This is a genomic window from Micromonospora sp. NPDC049282 (genome assembly GCF_043197045.1).
GTDB lineage: Bacteria > Actinomycetota > Actinomycetes > Mycobacteriales > Micromonosporaceae > Micromonospora.
Map to the genome: position 1 here is coordinate 48,453 of NZ_JBICSL010000012.1, position 16,587 is coordinate 65,039.

Here is a 16,587-nt window from a genome sequence, read left to right on the forward strand (position 1 = left end):
GCCGGCGGCGGCCCGCCGGGCCGGCTCATCCTAGACCCGGATTCCCGTCCCGCGGCGGCCCTCCGCCGGCTCGCGGCGGCGACCCGGACGGGCGAATCGGGCCGACACGCCGACCGGCGCGTTTCCGGGCGTCGACACGGTGGGTAACAGAGCGTCGACCAGGCGGCACGGTGCCGTGCCCGGTCGGGAGGAGACGGTGGTGACGATGAGCGGCCCAGTGGCGGAGCGGGAGCGGGACGCCGCGCCGGGCGGGACGGACCTGCTGACGGTCGGCGTCGAGGAGGAGTTCCTGCTCGCCGATCCGCACACCGGCACCGCCGTGCCCGCCGTCGAGCTGGTGATGGAGCAGGTGCCGGCCGAGCTGCGCGGCCAGGTGGAACGCGAGTTCCAGACCAGCCAGATCGAGATCGGCAGCCCGCCGGGGCTGGACCTGTCCTCGATCCGGCACTCGCTGGGCATGCTCCGCGCCGAACTGGCCGACGCGGCCGAGCGGGCCGGTGTACGGCTGCTGGCGATCGGCACCGGCCCGGTCGACGGGCCGGTCCCGCCGGTGGTGGACAAGCCCCGCTTCGACCGGATGATCGAGCGGTTCCAGCTGCTGGTGCCCGGCCCCGGCAACAACGGCATGCACGTGCACGTCGGCGTGCCCGACCCGGACACCGGCGTGCAGGTGCTCAACCACGTCCGTCCCTGGCTGCCGATCCTGCAGGCGGTCACCGTCAACTCCCCGTTCGCGCGGGGCGAGGACACCGGCTACGCGAGCTGGCGCTCGATCGAGTGGGAACGCTGGCCGTCCGTCGCGCCCACCCCCTACCTGGAGTCGCACGAGCACTACCAGCGGCTGATCCGGCAGCTCATCGCCAGCGGGGTGATGCTCGACGAGGGAATGCTCTACTGGTACGCCCGGCTCTCCGCCAAGTACCCCACCGTGGAGATCAGGATCGGTGACGTCTGCCCGGCCGTGGACGACGCGGTGCTGGTGGCCGCGCTGGTGCGCGGGCTCGTCGCGACCGCGCTGACCGACATCGCCGCCGGCCGGCCGGCCGTCAACACCGACCACCACCTGCTGGTCGCGGCGCACTGGCGGGCCGCCCACGACGGGTTGGAGGGCCAGGGCGTCGACCTGACCGACGGCGAGCTGCGCCCGGCCTGGGAGCTGCTGGACCGGCTCGTCGACCGGCTCCGCCCGGAGCTGGACCGGCACGGCGACCTCGACCGGGTGACCGACCTGCTGGGCGGGCTGCGCCGGCACGGCAGCGGCGCGGCGCGGCAGCGGGCGGTGTTCGCGCGGACCGGCAAGCTGGTCGACGTGGTCGCGGACGTGTCCCGGCAGACCCGTGGCTGAGCTCCCCCGCGACGGGCGGGAGGCGTGACAGGATGAGCGGCGTGGCGGAGCGCATGATCGTCATCGGCGGGGACGCCGCCGGCATGTCGGCGGCCTCCCAGGCGCGGCGTCGCCGCGGCCGGGCCGAGCTGGAGATCGTCGCGTTCGAGCGGGGGCACTTCACGTCCTACTCGGCCTGCGGCATCCCCTACTGGATCAGCGGCCTGGTGCCGGAACGCGACCAGCTCGTGGCCCGGACGCCGGCGGCCTTCCGCGACGAGTACGACATCGACATCCGGACCCGCCACGAGGTCACCGCCATCGACCTCGCCCGCCGCGAGGTGGTCGCCCGGGACCTGGACGGCGGCGGCGAGGTCCGCGCCGGCTTCGACACCCTGGTGTACGCCACCGGCGCCACCCCGGTGCAGCCGGAGTGGGCGCGCGACGAGGTGGCCGGCGTGTTCGGCGTGCAGACGCTCGACGACGGCGCGGCGCTGCTCGACTGGCTCGAACGGGAGCCGCGGCCCCGGCACGCGGTGGTGGTCGGCGGCGGCTACGTCGGCGTCGAGATGGCCGAGGCGCTGGTGCAGCGCGGGCTCTCGGTCCAACTGGTCGAGCAGGCCGCGCAGCCGATGGCCACCGTCGACCCGGACATGGGCGAGCTGGTGGCCGAGGCGATGCGCGGGGCCGGCATCAGCATCCGCACCGGCATGACGGTAACCGGCCTCTCCGAGCGGGACGGCCGGATCGCCGCGGTGGTCACCGACGAGGGGCCGATCCCGGCCGACGTCGTGGTGCTGGGCCTCGGCGTACGCCCCAACACCGCGCTCGCCGAGGCCGCCGGCCTGCCGATCGGGCCGTCCGGCGGGATCCGGGTGGACCGCCGGATGCGGGTGCCCGGGGTGCCCGGGGTGTGGGCGGCCGGCGACTGCGTGGAGTCCCTGCACCGGGTCAGCGGCATGCCGGTGCACGTCCCGCTCGGCACGCACGCCAACAAGCAGGGCCGGGTCGCCGGGATCAACATCGGCGGCGGCTACGCCACCTTCCCCGGTGTGGTCGGCACCGCCGTCACCAAGGTCTGCGAGCTGGAGGTGGGGCGCACCGGCCTGCGCGAGCGGGACGCCACCGAGGCCGGCTTCGAGTTCGTCACCGTGACCGCCGAGTCGACGAACCGGGCCGGCTACTACCCGGGGGCCCGGCCGATGACCGTGAAGCTGATCGCCGAGCGGCCCAGCGGGCGGCTGCTGGGCGCGCAGATCGTCGGCTGGTCCGAGGCGGCCAAGCGGATCGACGCGTTGGCCGTGGCGCTGTGGAACAGGATGACGGTGGACGAGATGACCGCGCTCGACCTGGGCTACGCGCCGCCGTACGCCCCGGTCTGGGACCCGGTGCTGATCGCCGCCCGCAAGGCCGTCGACGCCCTCGCCGACACCGGGCGGTAAGGCGGGGCCCCCTGCCAACGCCTGCGGTATGGGAGGGGCCCCCGCTTGACACTCGCTCGGGCGGTCGCCGCGCCGCGCCGCACCGTGTGCCGTTTCGGGGCTGACGTGCGCCTCATTGCCCTGTGGACTCGATCGGTGCGGATACCGGGAGACGACGCGTCGCGGCTGGAGTGGCTGTTGTTCGGGCAGTCCGAGGTGCTCACTGGGCCCAGGCGACAGCGATCCTTCCGCCGGGTCGGGTCCGGCACCTGCTGGTGAGCGGCCGCTGGCATCGGGTGTGCCGCGGAATCCTGCGAGCCGCACCGGGCGGTCCGTACACCCGGGAGCAGCAGTGGTGGGTCGCGGTGCTGGCGGCCGGTGACGGCGCGATGCTCGCCGGGCTGGCCGCCGCGCGGGCCGGCGGACTGCGCGGCACCTGGCGGTACGACGCGGTGGACGTCCTGGTCCCGCACCAGCGCCGGGCGGCCGACCTGATCCGCCGGCTGCCGCTGGGCCTGCCGACGGTGCGGGTCCGCCGGGTGCGGCACCTGTCCACCGCGGACCGGCAGTTGGGCCGGCCGGATCGCACCGGCATGGCGCGCTCCCTGGTGGACGCGGCGGGGTGGGCGGGCACCGACGACGAGGCGCAGGCAATCGTGGCGGCCGGCTGCCAGCAGCGGCGGGTGACCCCGGCGGAGCTCGGCGCGGTGCTCGACCGGCTGCCCCGGGCCCGGCGGCGCCACCTGATCCGGCAGACGCTGCACGACGTGGCCGGTGGCGCGGAGGCGCTGTCCGAGATCGACCTGGTGCGGCTCTGCCGCCGCTACGGGCTGCCGGTCCCGGACGGGCAGGAGCGCCGCCGGGACGCCGACGGCCGGCAGCGTTACCTGGATGCTTACTGGCGGCGCTGGCGGCTACATGTCGAGGTGGACGGCGCGCATCACATGGACGTCCGCCAGTGGGCGGCGGACCTGCGCCGGCAGAACCGGGTCTGGATCGAGGGCGACCGCATCCTGCGCTTCACCGCGTTCGACGTCCGGCACCGACCGTCCGAGGTGGTCAGCCAGCTCCGCGCCGCCCTGACCGCCGCCGGTTGGCGCCCCTGAGCACCCTTTGGGTGCAGCTGTCGTCGCCCCTACGACCACCACCGCACCCAAAGCCCATAGGGCAGGATGGCCGGGTGCGATGGGAGATCCCGGCCGGGTTGCGGTGGGTCGAGCGGACGCCGGTCGGGCGGGCGTGGCTGGCGGAGCTGCCCGACCGGCTGGCCGAGTGTGTCGCGAGGTGGGAGCTGGCGCTCGGCCCGCCGTTCGACTACGCGTTCGCCTCGCTGGCCCTGCCGGCGGAGCTGCCGGACGGGACGCGGGCGGTGCTGAAGCTGCAGTACCCGGACGACGACAGCGTCCACGAGGCCACCGCGCTGGCACACTGGGCCGGGCGAGGCGCGATCCGGCTGCTCGCGTACGACGTCGACCGTCGCGCGCTGCTGGTCGAGCGCTGCGACCCGGGCACCCCGCTGCACGCGCTGCCGGCCGACGCCGCGCTCGACGCGGCGGTCGGACTGCTGCCCAAGCTCGGGGTGCCGGCCGGCCCGCCGTTCACGCCGCTCGCCGAGGAGGCGGCCGGCTGGGCCGAACGGATGCCGGTCAAGTGGGCGCGGGCCAACCGCCCGTACGAGCGGCGGCTGCTCGACGCGGCGCTCGGGATGCTCGCCGAACTCGCGCCGAGCCAGGGCGGGCAGGTGCTGGTCAACCAGGACCTGCACGCCGGCAACGTGCTGGCCGCCGGCCGCGAGCCGTGGTTGGTGATCGACCCGAAGCCGCTGGTCGGCGAGCGGGAGTTCGCGGTCGTGCCACTGGTCCGCGGCGCCGAGCTGGGCCACTCCCCGGCGGCGGTGCGGCACCGGCTCGACCGGCTCAGCGCCGAGCTGGGCCTGGACCCGGAACGGGTACGCGGCTGGGCGATCGGGCAGACGCTGGCCTGGAGCATCGACGGCGACCAGGTCTTCCCCGGCAACGTCGAGGCGGCCCGCTGGCTGCTCGAATCGAGGTGACTCAGCCGGCCTGGCAGGTGGGGCACCAGTAGAGGTTGCGCCCGGCGAGCGAGCCCCGGCTCACCTCTGCGCCGCAGACGTGGCAGGGCGCGCCGGGTCGCCGATAGACGTAGACCTCGCCGCCGTGCCGGTCGACCCGAGGCGCCCGGCCGGTCGCCTCGGGCAGGTCCGCGTCACGCACGGTGTCGATCCGGCCGCGCTCGACCGCGCGGGTCATCAGCGCCACCAGGTCCGCCCAGAGTTCCGCCCAGCCGGCCGGGGTCAGCTCCCGTCCGGGCAGCAGCGGCGGCAGCCCGGCCCGGAACAGCGCCTCGGTCACGAAGATCAGCCCGGTGCCGGCGACCACGGACTGGTCCAGCAGCAGCGCGGCGAGCGGGGTGGGGCTGCGCCGGATCCGCGCGTACGCCCGGTCCGGCTCGGCGTCGGCGCGCAGCGGGTCCGGGCCGAGCCGGCCGCGCAGCGCCGCCACCTCCGGCGGGGTGAGCAGCTCGCAGGCGGTGGGGCCGCGCAGCTCCAACCAGTTGCGGTCGCTGTGCAGGCGCAGCCGCACCTGGCCGACCGGGCTCGGCGGCTCCCCCGGCCCGTCGGCGAACTTCCCGTACAGCCCGAGGTGCACGTGCAGGGTCAGCTCGCCGGCGTAGTGGTGCAGCAGGTGCTTGCCGTACGCCTCAATGCCGTCCAGGACGGTGCCGGTGAGCCGCGCGGCGCCTTCGGCGAAGCGCCCCTGCGGGCTGTCCGCGTGCACCTTGTCGCCGGCGAACAGCTCGGCGTGGCGGGCGGCGAGGCGGCGGATGGTGTGTCCCTCTGGCACAGCTACCAAGGGTAGCCAGCCCCGATCACGGCTGCCGACGGACCGCCGCCAGGTCGAGCAGGTGGGCGAGCCGGTACCGCAAGACCCGCGCCTGCCCGATCGACAGCACCACGACGGCCCCCGCGCCGCTCAGGTGCACCATCGTCTCGGCGGCGGGGTGCAGCGCCCGCACCAGCCCGGCTCCGACGGGGAACGCCTCCGACCGGTTGGTGTCGACCTGGCGGGCACGCGAGCGGTGTCGTCCCCGCAGCCGGCAACCGTCGCGGTCGCACCAGCGCGGATGGTCCGGGGCGGCGGCGAGGGCGCCGGTCGGATAGACGTAGACGTGCCCGCAGGGCCGGGACACCCCGAACCCCAGACCCGAGGGGTACGCCTCCAGCCCGGCTCCGCCGATCGCGGCGGTGACCTGCCGGGCGTGTGCGGCACAGGTGTACGCGCAAGCGTCCAGGGAGTCCGCCGTGTACAGCTCGATCCGCGTGGTCGCCGGTTCTCCGCAGTCGGGCAGCGTGGGTAGGGTGCTCACGGGTCGCCTCCTCGTAGGCGGTCAAGGCCCTCGGCCAGCGGCGCAATCGCTGTCCGAGGGCCGCCTTCGTACGGCCTGAATGAACGTACAGCCAATAGACGTCTAGATGCTAGACGTCTATTGGCTGGACATCCCCGGACACGTACAGATGGTGTGCGTGTCTACGCTGCCGCCCATGACGAGTCCGCTCAACAGCGTGCCGCTCTACCGGCAGTTGGCGGACCTGCTTGCCAAGCAGATCGAAGAGGGTAAGCTGCGGCCCGGCCAGCCGCTACCGAGCGAACTGCACCTGCAGCAGACCTACGGTGTGGCCCGGGGAACCGTGCGGATGGCGATGCGTGAGCTACGCGACCGGGGCCTCGTGGTGACCGTGCACGCGCGGGGAACCTTCGTCGCCGAGCAGCGGTAGTGGCCGGGCCGTGGGACGTCGTTGAATCGACGGTTGTCGACTGAGAGACTGACTCCGGTCGCACTCGGGAGCCGGTGCGATCCGCTCGGTCCAGCAGGAGAGTGACGCGCGGGGTGATGCGCCACCCGGCGCCGGGCAGTCCTCTCCGGTTCATCCGCCGTGCCGCCATTCCCGCCGATCGCGCTGCGGGGCGGGGCTCTCAGTGCAGGAGAAACAGATGCTTCGTACGCTCGGCGCGGCGCTGGCCGCCGCCCTCACCCTGACCGGCTTGGCCACCTCGACCGGGGCCGTCCGGTCGCCCGCCACCACGGTGGCGACCCCCACGCCCACCCCGACGGTGGCCTGCCCGCCGGCACTGCCGGTCAGCGGCCGGGTGACCGGGGCCACCGCCACCAGCCTCACCGTCACCTACTCGATGATTCTCAGCCCGCCCTGCGGCTACGACCCGCCGATGGTCGTCACCCTCTTCGCCAGCCGCGAGGACGCCACCGGGTGGCGCAACCCGGTGGCCGAGGGCATCTCCGGGCCGGAACGCTACGGGACGGTGACCGTCGGCGGGCTCACCCCCGACACCGAATACTGGTTCCGGTTCAGCGACACGCACGGCACGCGCGATCCGTACATCATCGGTGGGCCGGACCGGACGCTGCCGACGTCGACGTGCGTCGCGACGGCCACGATCGACAGTCGTTGGAGCGGTGGCTTCATCGCCACGGTCACCGTGCGCAACACCGGGACCGAGCCGACCCGCGGCTGGCTCGTCTCGTGGCGCTGGTCCGGTGACGAGCGCATCCAGACGATCTGGGGCGGGGTCGCCGAGGGTTCCGGTCAGAACGTCGTGGTCCGCAACGCCTCCTGGAACGGGACGATCGCCCCGGGTGGTTCGGCGATGTTCGGCCTGTACGTGGCGTCCACCACGTCTCCCGGCGGCATCACGCCGGTCTGCGGTCGGTGACCGGCATGCGGTCGACGGACCGGACGCACGGAAGGACCGCTCGGACGGGCGGTGGCGGACGCCTCCTGGCGGCCGGGATGGCGCTCGTCGTGGCCGTCGCGGCGGCGGTCTGGCCGGCCACGGGTGCGCTGGCGGCACCGGTGACCGTCACCAACGGCACGCAGTTCACCGACACCAGCGGCGGGGTGGTGCACGCCCACGGCGGCGGCGTCCTCAAGGTCGACAACTACTACTACTGGTTCGGTGAGAACCGTAACCCGGACAACACCTTCCGGGCGGTGTCCGTATACCGCTCCACGGACCTTCGCACCTGGGAGTTCCGCAACAACGTGCTCACCCCGTCGTCGGCCACCGAGCTGCAACGGGCCAACATCGAGCGGCCGAAGGTCATCTACAACGCCGCCACCGGCCGGTTCGTGATGTGGATGCACAAGGAGAACGGGTCCGACTACAACGAGGCGCGGGCCGCCGTCGCCTCGTCGGCCACGGTGGACGGCAACTACACCTACCACGGCAGCTTCCGGCCGCTCGGGCAGCACATGTCGCGGGACATCACGCTGTACAACGACAACGGCACCGCGTACATGATCTCGGCCGCCAACGAGAACCGCGATCTGAACATCTACCGGCTCACCTCGGACTACCTCAACGTGGCCAGCCTGGTGGGCAACTTCTGGGCCGGCGCGACCCGCGAGGCGCCCGCGATGTTCAAGCGGGGCAGCACCTACTTCCTGCTGACCTCGGGGGCGACCGGCTGGAGCCCGAACCAGGCCAGGTACGCCACCGCGCCGAGCATCTCGGGCCCGTGGAGCGGCTGGTCCGACGTGGGCAACAGCAACACGTTCAGCTCCCAGCCGGCCTTCGTGCTGCCGATCCAGGGCACCGCCACGACCAGCTATCTCTACCTGGGTGACCGCTGGGCGGGCGCCTGGGGCGGCCCGGTCAACGACTCGCAGTACGTGTGGCTGCCGATCAGCTTCCCGACCGCCACCAGCATGAGCCTGACCTGGTATCCGTCCGTCACCATCGACACCGCCACCGGCACCGTCACCGGCAGCTCGCCCACCACCTACCGGGTCACCGCCCGGCACAGCGGGCGGGTGCTGGACGTGATGGACAACTCCACCGCGAACAACGCCGAGGTCAAACAGTGGTCGTGGAACGGCGGCAGCAACCAGCGGTGGGAGTTCCAGGACGCCGGCGGCGGCTGGTTCCGGCTCGTCAACGCCAACAGCGGGAAGTGTCTCGACGTGGCCAACGCGTCCACCGCCGACGGCGCCAACATCATCCAGTACACCTGCGGCGCCGGCGCCAACCAGCAGTGGCAGTGGGCCGCGACCGGTAGCTGGTTCCAGCTCCGGGCCCGGCACAGCGGCAAGTGCCTGGACGTGGTCAACTCCGCCACCGGCGACGGCGCGGACGTCCAGCAGTACACCTGCGGGGCCGGCACCAACCAGCAGTGGTCGCGTACCCAGTCCTGACGGTCGGCGGGAATCGCGGCCCCTCCCGGCCCCACCACGCCGGCCGGGAGGGGCCGTGCTCCGTCGACGGGTGTCGACTTCCACACGCCTGGGTACCACCTCCCTGTCATGCGCGGCCTCCGCGCCTGCATCAGGAGGTGCCAACGTGAACATTCTTTCCCGCCGGAACTCTCCGGCGCGTAGTACCGATGTGAACGGCGACGGTGTCGTGGACGCCCGCGACGGTGACCCGGTCGCGGACGGAACGACCGGCCGACCGGTGGTGACCGACCGCGACGCGGCGCGGACCACGTACCGCAGCGACGCGACCGAGGCAGAGCGCGCCGCCGACGCCGAACGGACCGCGGACACCGGGCGGACCGCCGACGCCGAGCGGACCGCAGACGCCGGGCGGACCGCCGACGCCGAGCGGACCGCCGACGCCGAGCGGACCGCCGACGCCGAGCGGGTCCGGGACGGCGGACGGGTCGGCGCGGCCGGGCCGGTCACCGACGGCGGGCGCGTCGAGACCGTGGCGCGGACCGGCGAGGCGGAGCGACGGGCGACACGGCGGGCCGCCTCGGCACGGGCGGCGACCAGCCGGCCGTTGGGCCGGAACACCCGGACCGTCGACCCGGAGCACACCCCGGAGCACACCGTCGACCTGAACGGGGACGGCCGTCCGGACCGTGCCGTCGACCTGGACCGCGACGACCGAACCGACCGTGCCGTCGACCTGAACGGGGACGGTCGAACCGACCGTGCCGTCGACCTGGACCGGAACGGCCACGCGGACCTGGACGGCGACGGCCGTCCCGACCGGGAACTCGACCCGGCACCGGCGAAGAAGCCGCGCGCCAGCCTGCTGGCCACGCTCGGCCTGATCGTGTCCGTGGTGGGCGCGCTCTTCGTGCTCTCCGGCACGCTTGCCGGCTACGGCATCGGGCTCGGCGCGATCGGCGCGGTGCTCGCCGTGCTGGGCCTGCTCGCCACCCGACGCCGGCACGTGGCCGGCAAGACGGACGCGCTGATCGGCACCGTGGTCGGCTTGGCTGCCGTGGTGCTCGGCATCGTGGCGATGACCGGCCAGTTCGACTGGCCGACCACGGATGGCGAGTGGGTGGGCCGGCTCCGCGAGTGGCTTGATTCACAGTTTGCCGATCGTTTCTGAGGGCACTGTTCCGATCGCCGGCAGCGACCGGCAGCCCGACCAGATCCGGTGGTTCACCGGCCGGGCAACACCTCTTTCGGGGGCGGCGGTTCGCCGCCCCCGAAGTGTTTCCCGGGCCCGGTCTACGCGCCCTCAGCCCGGCCAACCCTCGCCGGCCCAGGCGGCCCACGTGACCCAAGCGACCTACGCGGCGAGGCGGCGAGGCGGCGAGGCGGCGAGGCGGCGAGGCGGCGAGGCGGCGAGGCGGCGAGGCGGCGAGGCGGCGAGATCTTGGTACGGAATGGCCCCTGTAGGGGCCCGAACTTTCCAAGATCTCTAAGCGTCTCAACTGACGAACGTTCGTCTCTGCGGGTGGGAGTTGGCGGGGAAATCGGCGCGCGAGGTGCGTCGAGCGACGCCGGTTCGCCGGAGTGGCGGCAACGGTGGGCGCTCGACACCGCCACCTCCCCGAAGTGGCGAGCCCGGCGCGGAAGGCCCGCGAGGCCCGCGAGCCCGCGAGGCCCGCGAGAAGGCCAGCCGAGGAAGCTGTGCGGTCGGAGAGCGCCTGGACGCAACGATCGGCCGGAGCCGAGCCGGCAAACGCAACGATCCGCTGCTCAACGCAAAGCCTCACGGTGGAAGTCGACGCGCCGGGCCGCATACGGTTGGACCACGGCGCCAGCCCGTGGGCCGACCGTGGCCGGGCGCGCCCGACTCTGGGAGCACCACATGACGATGGACGCCACCCGCCAGCGCTTCCTGATGTGCCGGCCGACGTACTTCGCCGTCGACTATGCGATCAACCCGTGGATGGACCCCACCGCCCCGGTCGACCCCGACCTGGCGATCCGGCAGTGGGAGCAGCTCCACCAGACGTACCTCGACCTGGGTCACGAGGTCGAGCTGATCGACCCGGTCGCCGGCCTGCCGGACATGGTCTTCGCGGCCAACGGCGGCACGGTGATCGACGGCCGGGCGATGGCGGTGCAGTTCCGCGACCCGCAGCGCGCCGACGAGGCCCCCGCCTACCGGGCCTGGTTCGAGGCCGCCGGCTTCGAGATGTACGACCCGAAGCACGTCAACGAGGGTGAGGGCGACGTCCTGCTGGTCGGCGACCACCTGCTCGCCGGCACCGGGTTCCGCACCGCGCACGCCTCGCACGCCCAGCTCCAGGAGGTCTTCGGTTACCCGGTGGTCACCATGCAGCTGGTGGACCCGCGCTTCTACCACCTGGACACCGCGCTCACCGTGCTCGACGAGCGGACCGTGGCGTACCTGCCGGAGGCGTTCTCCCCGGGCAGCCGGGCGGTGCTGCGCCGCCTGTTCCCGGACGCGGTCCACGCCACCATGGCCGACGCCGAGGTGCTCGGCCTGAACGCGGTCAGCGACGGCCGGCACGTGGTGCTGCCGGCGCAGGCGACCGACCTGGCCGCGAAGCTGCGCGACCGGGGTTACCAGACCATCGGGATCGACCTGTCCGAGCTGCGCAAGGCCGGCGGCGGACCGAAGTGCTGCACGTTGCGACTCCGCCAGGGAAAGGCAATCAAGTGATCATCGACGACATGCTGCGGACGCCCTCCGCGGTCCGGGACGCGGAGCGCCACACGGCGCACAACTACCACCCGCTGCCCGTGGTGATCTCGTCGGCCGAGGGCGCCTGGCTGACCGACGTGGACGGCCGCCGCTATCTGGACTGCCTGGCCGGCTACTCGGCGCTGAACTTCGGCCACCGGCACCCGAAGCTGATCGAGGCCGCGCACGCGCAGCTCGACCGGCTCACGCTGACCAGCCGCGCGTTCATCCACGACCAGTTCGCCGACTTCTGCCGGGAACTCGCCGCGCTCTGCGGCAAGGAGCTGGTGCTGCCGATGAACACCGGCGCCGAGGCGGTGGAGACCGGCATCAAGGTCGCCCGCAAGTGGGGCTACCAGGTCAAGGGCGTCACCCCGGGTCAGGCCAACATCGTGGTGGCGGAGGGGAACTTCCACGGCCGTACGACCACGATCGTCAGCTTCTCCACCGACGAGGACGCGCGCGCCGACTTCGGGCCGTACACGCCGGGCTTCACCGTGGTCCCCTACGGCGACCTGGCCGCGCTGACCGCGGCGATCGACGAGAACACGGTGGCCGTGCTGCTGGAGCCGATCCAGGGCGAGCAGGGCGTCGTGGTGCCGCCGGAGGGCTACCTGCCGGGCGTCCGCGCGGTCTGCACCGAGCGCAACGTGCTGTTCGTCGCCGACGAGATCCAGTCCGGCCTGGGCCGCACCGGCACCACGTTCGCCTGCGACCTGGAGGGCGTCGTCCCGGACATGTACCTGCTGGGCAAGGCGCTCGGCGGCGGCATCGTGCCGGTTTCCGCGGTGGCCGCGAACGCCGACGTGCTGGGTGTGCTCCAGCCGGGCCAGCACGGCTCGACGTTCGGCGGCAACCCGCTGGCCTGCGCGGTCGCCACCGAGGTGGTCCGGCTGCTCGCCACCGGCGAGTTCCAGCGCCGCTCGGCCGAGCTGGGTGAGCGGCTGCGGGCCGGCCTGGAAGGGCTGCTCGGCAAGGGCCTCGTCGCGGTCCGGGTGCGCGGCCTGTGGGCCGGCGTCGACATCGACCCGGCGCTGATGAGCGGCCGGCAGGCGTGCGAGCGGCTGATGGAGCGGGGGGTGCTGGCCAAGGACACCCACGGCTCGACCATCCGGCTCGCCCCGCCGCTGGTGATCACCGCCGACGAGATCGACCACGCGGTGGCGCAGCTCGCCGCCGTGCTGGCCGGCTGACCTCGTACCCGAAGAAGGGCGCCGGGACCACGACGGTCCCGGCGCCCTTCTCGCACGTCGGTCAGGCGCGCGGCAGCCGCATCGCCATGGTCGGCGCCTCGGCCATCACCGAGTTCGGGGTGTACGTCGCGTCGCTGGCCGTCTCGGCGGCCCGCCCGATCTGCACGCCCGGGTAGAGCTCGATCAGGTCCCCCTCGCCGAGCGTCCGGGACTGCTGCGGCGGCAGCGGGATCCGCTCCGCCTCGACCATCGACCCGCCCGGCCGTACGCCGGAGCCGTTGGTGCTGGTGTCGGTGACCACCACCTCGCCCGCGCGCCCCAGGTCGAAGCGGACGTGGCTGCGGCTGACCCAGCGCCGGGCCTCGTCGTTGAGCCACTGGCCGAGCTGCACCCCGCCGGGCCCGTCCGGCGCCCGCCCGACCGCCACCGGCTCGGTCTCGGTGAGCACGAACCGCTGCCGCACCAACCCGCCGATCCGCACCGCCAGCACCTCGCTGCGCGGGCGCTGACCGGCGTCGGAGAGGCGCGCGCCGTGCCGGGGGCAGGTCGGCGCGCCGGTACGCAGCGTGGGCGGCGGCTGCTCGGACGGGGCCCGGTCGATCCCGGCCAGGTCGGCGAAGGCGCCGCCGCCCCCACCGCCGCCGAAGAGCGCGCAGCCCGACTCGGGACAACGCCACTGCCGGGAGAGCAGCTTGACCCCGGCCGGTGAGCGGCTGCCCGTGGCCGGGTCCTGGCCGCCGCCGACGTGCGCGATGAAGACCGGTCCGCCGGCGCCGGGGACCGGGGCGAGCACCCGGCCGGCCTGGCCGACCCACGGGTACCGGCCGATCAGCCCGTCGAGCCGGGCCCGGGTGAGCACCGGCAGGCCGAGCAGGTCGGCCACCTCCAGCATCCGGTCCCCGGGCTGGTCGAGCACCTCGACCAGGCCGTCGTCGGCCCAGCGGCGGACCACCATCCGCTCGTTGGAGGTCAGGTCGGCGTCGGACAGCAGCGCCCGGTGCACGATCGCGTAGACCTGGACGCTGTCCTCCCCGATCTGCCGGGACAACGCGTCGATCACCATTCCGAGCCGCAACAGGCTGGCCGGCCGCCCGCCGTCGAGGCTCTGCCACCGGATCACCTCGGCCAGGTCGACCACGGCCCGCGCCAGCGAGGGGTCGGTGCAGACCCGTCCCTCGATGGCGTCCAGCACCTTGCTGATCTCGAATCTCATGCCGCGCTCCGCACGATGTCGCGCCCGTCCACCATGCGACGACCCTACCGGCCGCCCTCACCGGCGGCTTTCCGCGTACGCCGGTAAGGGACACGCGCCACCGGGCGGGGGTGCCCCCGACACCCCGCCCGGCCCGCCGCGCTCAGCCCGCGCGCAGCGGTCGCCCCACGTCGTGCAGGTGCGCCAGACCCTGCCGGTACGACTCGATCAGCCCGGTCTCCGCGTACGGGATGCCCTGCTCGCCGCAGTACGCCCGGACCAGCGGTTGGGCCCGGCGCAGGTTGGCGCGGGGCAGGTTCGGGAACAGGTGGTGTTCGATCTGGTAGTTCAGGCCGCCCAGCGCCAGGTCGACGAGCCGGCCGCCGCGCACGTTACGGGCAGTGAGCACCTGCTTGCGCAGGTAGTCGAGCCCGTCGTCGGCGGTGGGCATCGGCATGCCCTTGTGGTTCGGGGCGAACGCGCACCCCATGTAGAGGCCCCAGAGTCCCTGGTGCACGGCCGCGAAGAGCAACGCCTTGCCCGGTGACATCACCGCCAGGAGCAGGCCGACGTAGCCGACGCCGTGCGCCGCGAGCAGCAGCGCCTCCACGGCCCGGTGCCGCATCGGGACGCGCCACCGGCCGTCCGGCTCCCGTCCGGTCAGCGCCCGGACGCTCGCCACGTGCAGCGCCAGCCCTTCCAGCAGCAGCATCGGGAAGAACAGCCACGCCTGCCGGCGGGCCATCCACCGGCTCAGGCCCCGGGTCGCCAGCGCCTGCTCGTGCGTCCAGACCAGCGCGCCCGCGCCGACGTCCGGGTCCTCGTCGGCGTGGTTCGGGTTGGCGTGGTGGCGGTTGTGCTTGTCCACCCACCAGCCGTAGCTGAGCCCCACGGCGAGGTTGCCGGCGACCAGGCCGGCCGCCTCGCTCGGCCCGCGCCGGCGGAACATCTGCCGGTGCCCGGCGTCGTGCCCGAGGAACGCGACCTGGGTGGTGGCCACCGCCATCACGACCGCCAGCGGGAGCTGCCACCAGGAGTCGCCGACGGCCGCCACCAGCACCCAGCCGGCCAGGAACGCGCCCAGGGTGAGCGCGATACGGACCGCGTACCGGCCGGGCCGCCGGTCGAACAACCCCGCCTCGGCGACCTGGCGGGACAGGCGCGCGTAGTCGCTGCCCCGCCGGACGTTCGGTGCCGCCAACGTCGAAGAACTCATCCGATGTCGCCCTCCGGTGCCGCGAGTCGCGCTCCGGTAGGCGACTCTCCGTTACTGATGCTGCCATGATTGGTAGCGCTGGGTAATCCCGTCAGCCCCCACGTTCAGGGTGGTGCTGCCCCTACCTCCGGCCGGCCGGCGCGGTCAGGACGCCCGGCGGGCGGACAGGTCGGCCAGCCAGACGTCGGCCAGGTCGGCGAGGGGGACGTCGAGGGCGCGACTGAGGCCGACCACGGTGCCGAAGGCCGGCGCGGGCAGGCGACCCGCCTCGATCTTGCGCAGCGTCTCGGGTGAGATGCCGGCCGCCAGCGCCACCTCGACGAGGCCGCGGCCGGCCCGTGCCGACCGCAGCGCGGCACCGAGGCGCCGGCCCGCGGCGATCTGTTCGGGCGTCAGTGGCTGGCGAACCATGGCAGCAGGATAACCCTCCGGGAGCGCCCGGACCGGGCGTGGTATAAAAATACCGCATCGGGGAGAGGAAGAGTATCGTGATCGAGCTGAAGTCCGCCGCGGAGATCGACCGGATGGCGGTGACCGGCCAGTTCGTCGGCGAACTGCTCGCCGAGCTGAGCGGCGTGGCCGCGGTCGGCGTCAACCTGATGGACATCGAGCACCACGCCCGCCGCCGGATCGCCGAACGGGGCGCCGAATCCTGCTACTGGGACTACTCCCCCTCGTTCGGTCGCGGTCCGTTCCGCAACGTGCTGTGCCTGTCGGTCAACGACGCGGTGCTGCACGGCCTGCCGCACGACTACGCGCTGCGCGACGGCGACCTGCTCAGCATCGACATGGCGGTCACCATCGACGGCTGGGCCGCCGACTCCGCGCTCTCCTTCGTCGTCGGCGACCCCGACCCGGCCGACCTGACGCTGATCGAGGCCACCGAGGTCGCGCTGGAGGCCGGCATCGCCGCCGCCCAGCCCGGCGGCCGCCTCGGCGACGTCTCCGCCGCGATCGGCGAGGTCGCCCACTCCTACGGCTACCGCGTCAACGGCGAGTTCGGCGGCCACGGCATCGGTCGCACCATGCACGAGGCCCCGCACGTGGCCAACAGCGGCCGGCCCCGCCGGGGCATGAGGCTCGCCCCCGGCCTCACCATCGCCATCGAGCCCTGGCTCTGCCGATCCACCGACGCGATCCGGGTCGACGACGACGGCTGGACCATCCGCTCCGCCGACGGCTCCCGCACCGCCCACTCCGAGCACACGGTCGCGGTCACCGAAGCCGGCCCCCGGGTGCTGACCCGCCGCCCGGCCCCCGCCACCCGCGTCGACGGGCCGGTGGCGGCAGCGTCCTGACCGGGCTCCG

At 73.7% G+C, this 16,587-nt stretch carries 16 protein-coding genes; 11 read left to right on the forward strand and 5 right to left on the reverse strand.

The genetic code is table 11. The features are described 5' to 3' along the window. Window positions 1-196 precede the first annotated feature (196 nt). From ACGFI2_RS19755 to ACGFI2_RS19770, 4 genes are all read left to right on the forward strand, one after another. On the forward strand, window positions 197-1,345 hold the full coding sequence (locus ACGFI2_RS19755; protein WP_393518899.1) for a glutamate--cysteine ligase: 1,149 nt from the start codon (window positions 197-199) through the stop codon (window positions 1,343-1,345). 41 nt (window positions 1,346-1,386) lie between these two features. Next, the gene (locus ACGFI2_RS19760) at window positions 1,387-2,766 is read left to right on the forward strand and encodes an FAD-dependent oxidoreductase (protein ID WP_393518902.1); all 1,380 of its coding nucleotides are present in this window, start codon (window positions 1,387-1,389) and stop codon (window positions 2,764-2,766) included. 275 nt (window positions 2,767-3,041) lie between these two features. After that, entirely contained in the window at window positions 3,042-3,851 is an 810-nt protein-coding gene (locus ACGFI2_RS19765; protein WP_393518905.1) for an endonuclease domain-containing protein, read from the forward strand. 74 nt (window positions 3,852-3,925) lie between these two features. Then, complete coding sequence (locus tag ACGFI2_RS19770; protein WP_393518908.1) at window positions 3,926-4,798, forward strand: aminoglycoside phosphotransferase family protein; 873 nt, start codon at window positions 3,926-3,928, stop codon at window positions 4,796-4,798. A gap of 1 nt (window position 4,799) precedes the next feature. Here the strand turns inward: ACGFI2_RS19770 and ACGFI2_RS19775 are convergent, their stop codons facing one another. Next, complete coding sequence (locus tag ACGFI2_RS19775) at window positions 4,800-5,609, reverse strand: Fpg/Nei family DNA glycosylase (RefSeq protein WP_393518911.1); 810 nt, start codon at window positions 5,607-5,609, stop codon at window positions 4,800-4,802. A gap of 25 nt (window positions 5,610-5,634) precedes the next feature. Further along, complete coding sequence (locus ACGFI2_RS19780) at window positions 5,635-6,132, reverse strand: hypothetical protein (RefSeq protein WP_393518913.1); 498 nt, start codon at window positions 6,130-6,132, stop codon at window positions 5,635-5,637. Window positions 6,133-6,307: 175 nt separating this feature from the next. Between ACGFI2_RS19780 and ACGFI2_RS19785 the strand changes: the two genes are divergently transcribed. The 6 genes from ACGFI2_RS19785 to rocD all read left to right on the forward strand — a co-directional run bounded on the left by ACGFI2_RS19785 (window position 6,308) and on the right by rocD (window position 12,871). Further along, a complete protein-coding gene (locus tag ACGFI2_RS19785) occupies window positions 6,308-6,541 on the forward strand; it encodes a GntR family transcriptional regulator (protein WP_393518916.1) in 234 nt (77 codons plus the stop codon). Between the two features lie 217 nt (window positions 6,542-6,758). Continuing rightward, complete coding sequence (locus tag ACGFI2_RS19790; protein ID WP_393518919.1) at window positions 6,759-7,496, forward strand: cellulose binding domain-containing protein; 738 nt, start codon at window positions 6,759-6,761, stop codon at window positions 7,494-7,496. A 77-nt stretch (window positions 7,497-7,573) separates the two neighbouring features. Next, window positions 7,574-8,977 (forward strand): RICIN domain-containing protein, encoded by a 1,404-nt coding sequence (locus ACGFI2_RS19795; protein WP_393518922.1) that lies wholly within the window; start codon window positions 7,574-7,576, stop codon window positions 8,975-8,977. A 190-nt stretch (window positions 8,978-9,167) separates the two neighbouring features. Next, the gene (locus tag ACGFI2_RS19800; protein WP_393518925.1) at window positions 9,168-10,127 is read left to right on the forward strand and encodes a thrombospondin; all 960 of its coding nucleotides are present in this window, start codon (window positions 9,168-9,170) and stop codon (window positions 10,125-10,127) included. 714 nt (window positions 10,128-10,841) lie between these two features. Beyond that, a complete protein-coding gene (gene ddaH / locus ACGFI2_RS19805) occupies window positions 10,842-11,657 on the forward strand; it encodes a dimethylargininase (RefSeq protein WP_393519296.1) in 816 nt (271 codons plus the stop codon). Beyond that, the gene (gene rocD / locus ACGFI2_RS19810) at window positions 11,657-12,871 is read left to right on the forward strand and encodes an ornithine--oxo-acid transaminase (protein WP_393519298.1); all 1,215 of its coding nucleotides are present in this window, start codon (window positions 11,657-11,659) and stop codon (window positions 12,869-12,871) included. Before ddaH ends, rocD begins: the two co-directional genes overlap by 1 nt. Before the next feature lie 61 nt (window positions 12,872-12,932). Here rocD and ACGFI2_RS19815 read toward each other — a convergent pair whose 3' ends face one another. The 3 genes from ACGFI2_RS19815 to ACGFI2_RS19825 all read right to left on the reverse strand — a co-directional run bounded on the left by ACGFI2_RS19815 (window position 12,933) and on the right by ACGFI2_RS19825 (window position 15,690). Continuing rightward, window positions 12,933-14,084 (reverse strand): FHA domain-containing protein, encoded by a 1,152-nt coding sequence (locus ACGFI2_RS19815; protein WP_393518928.1) that lies wholly within the window; start codon window positions 14,082-14,084, stop codon window positions 12,933-12,935. A gap of 142 nt (window positions 14,085-14,226) precedes the next feature. Next, on the reverse strand, window positions 14,227-15,279 hold the full coding sequence (locus tag ACGFI2_RS19820; protein ID WP_393518931.1) for a fatty acid desaturase family protein: 1,053 nt from the start codon (window positions 15,277-15,279) through the stop codon (window positions 14,227-14,229). Window positions 15,280-15,423: 144 nt separating this feature from the next. After that, entirely contained in the window at window positions 15,424-15,690 is a 267-nt protein-coding gene (locus tag ACGFI2_RS19825) for a helix-turn-helix transcriptional regulator (RefSeq protein WP_393518934.1), read from the reverse strand. Between the two features lie 77 nt (window positions 15,691-15,767). Here ACGFI2_RS19825 and map point away from each other — a divergent pair, with 77 nt between their 5' ends. After that, window positions 15,768-16,577 carry a type I methionyl aminopeptidase gene (gene map, locus ACGFI2_RS19830; protein ID WP_393518937.1) on the forward strand — a complete coding sequence of 270 codons (810 nt, stop codon included), beginning with the start codon at window positions 15,768-15,770 and terminating at the stop codon, window positions 16,575-16,577. The last annotated feature ends 10 nt before the right edge of the window (window positions 16,578-16,587 follow it).

What these genes read in the sequence shown, in the direction of transcription:
- ACGFI2_RS19785 (WP_393518916.1), top strand. Translation starts at nt 6,308, where the DNA reads ATGACGAGTCCGCTCAACAGCGTGCCGCTCTACCGGCAGTTGGCGGAC.
- ACGFI2_RS19790 (WP_393518919.1), top strand. Translation starts at nt 6,759, where the DNA reads ATGCTTCGTACGCTCGGCGCGGCGCTGGCCGCCGCCCTCACCCTGACC.
- ACGFI2_RS19795 (WP_393518922.1), top strand. Translation starts at nt 7,574, where the DNA reads ATGGCGCTCGTCGTGGCCGTCGCGGCGGCGGTCTGGCCGGCCACGGGT.
- ddaH (WP_393519296.1), top strand. Translation starts at nt 10,842, where the DNA reads ATGGACGCCACCCGCCAGCGCTTCCTGATGTGCCGGCCGACGTACTTC.
- ACGFI2_RS19815 (WP_393518928.1), bottom strand. Translation starts at nt 14,084, where the DNA reads ATGAGATTCGAGATCAGCAAGGTGCTGGACGCCATCGAGGGACGGGTC.
- ACGFI2_RS19820 (WP_393518931.1), bottom strand. Translation starts at nt 15,279, where the DNA reads ATGAGTTCTTCGACGTTGGCGGCACCGAACGTCCGGCGGGGCAGCGAC.
- ACGFI2_RS19825 (WP_393518934.1), bottom strand. Translation starts at nt 15,690, where the DNA reads ATGGTTCGCCAGCCACTGACGCCCGAACAGATCGCCGCGGGCCGGCGC.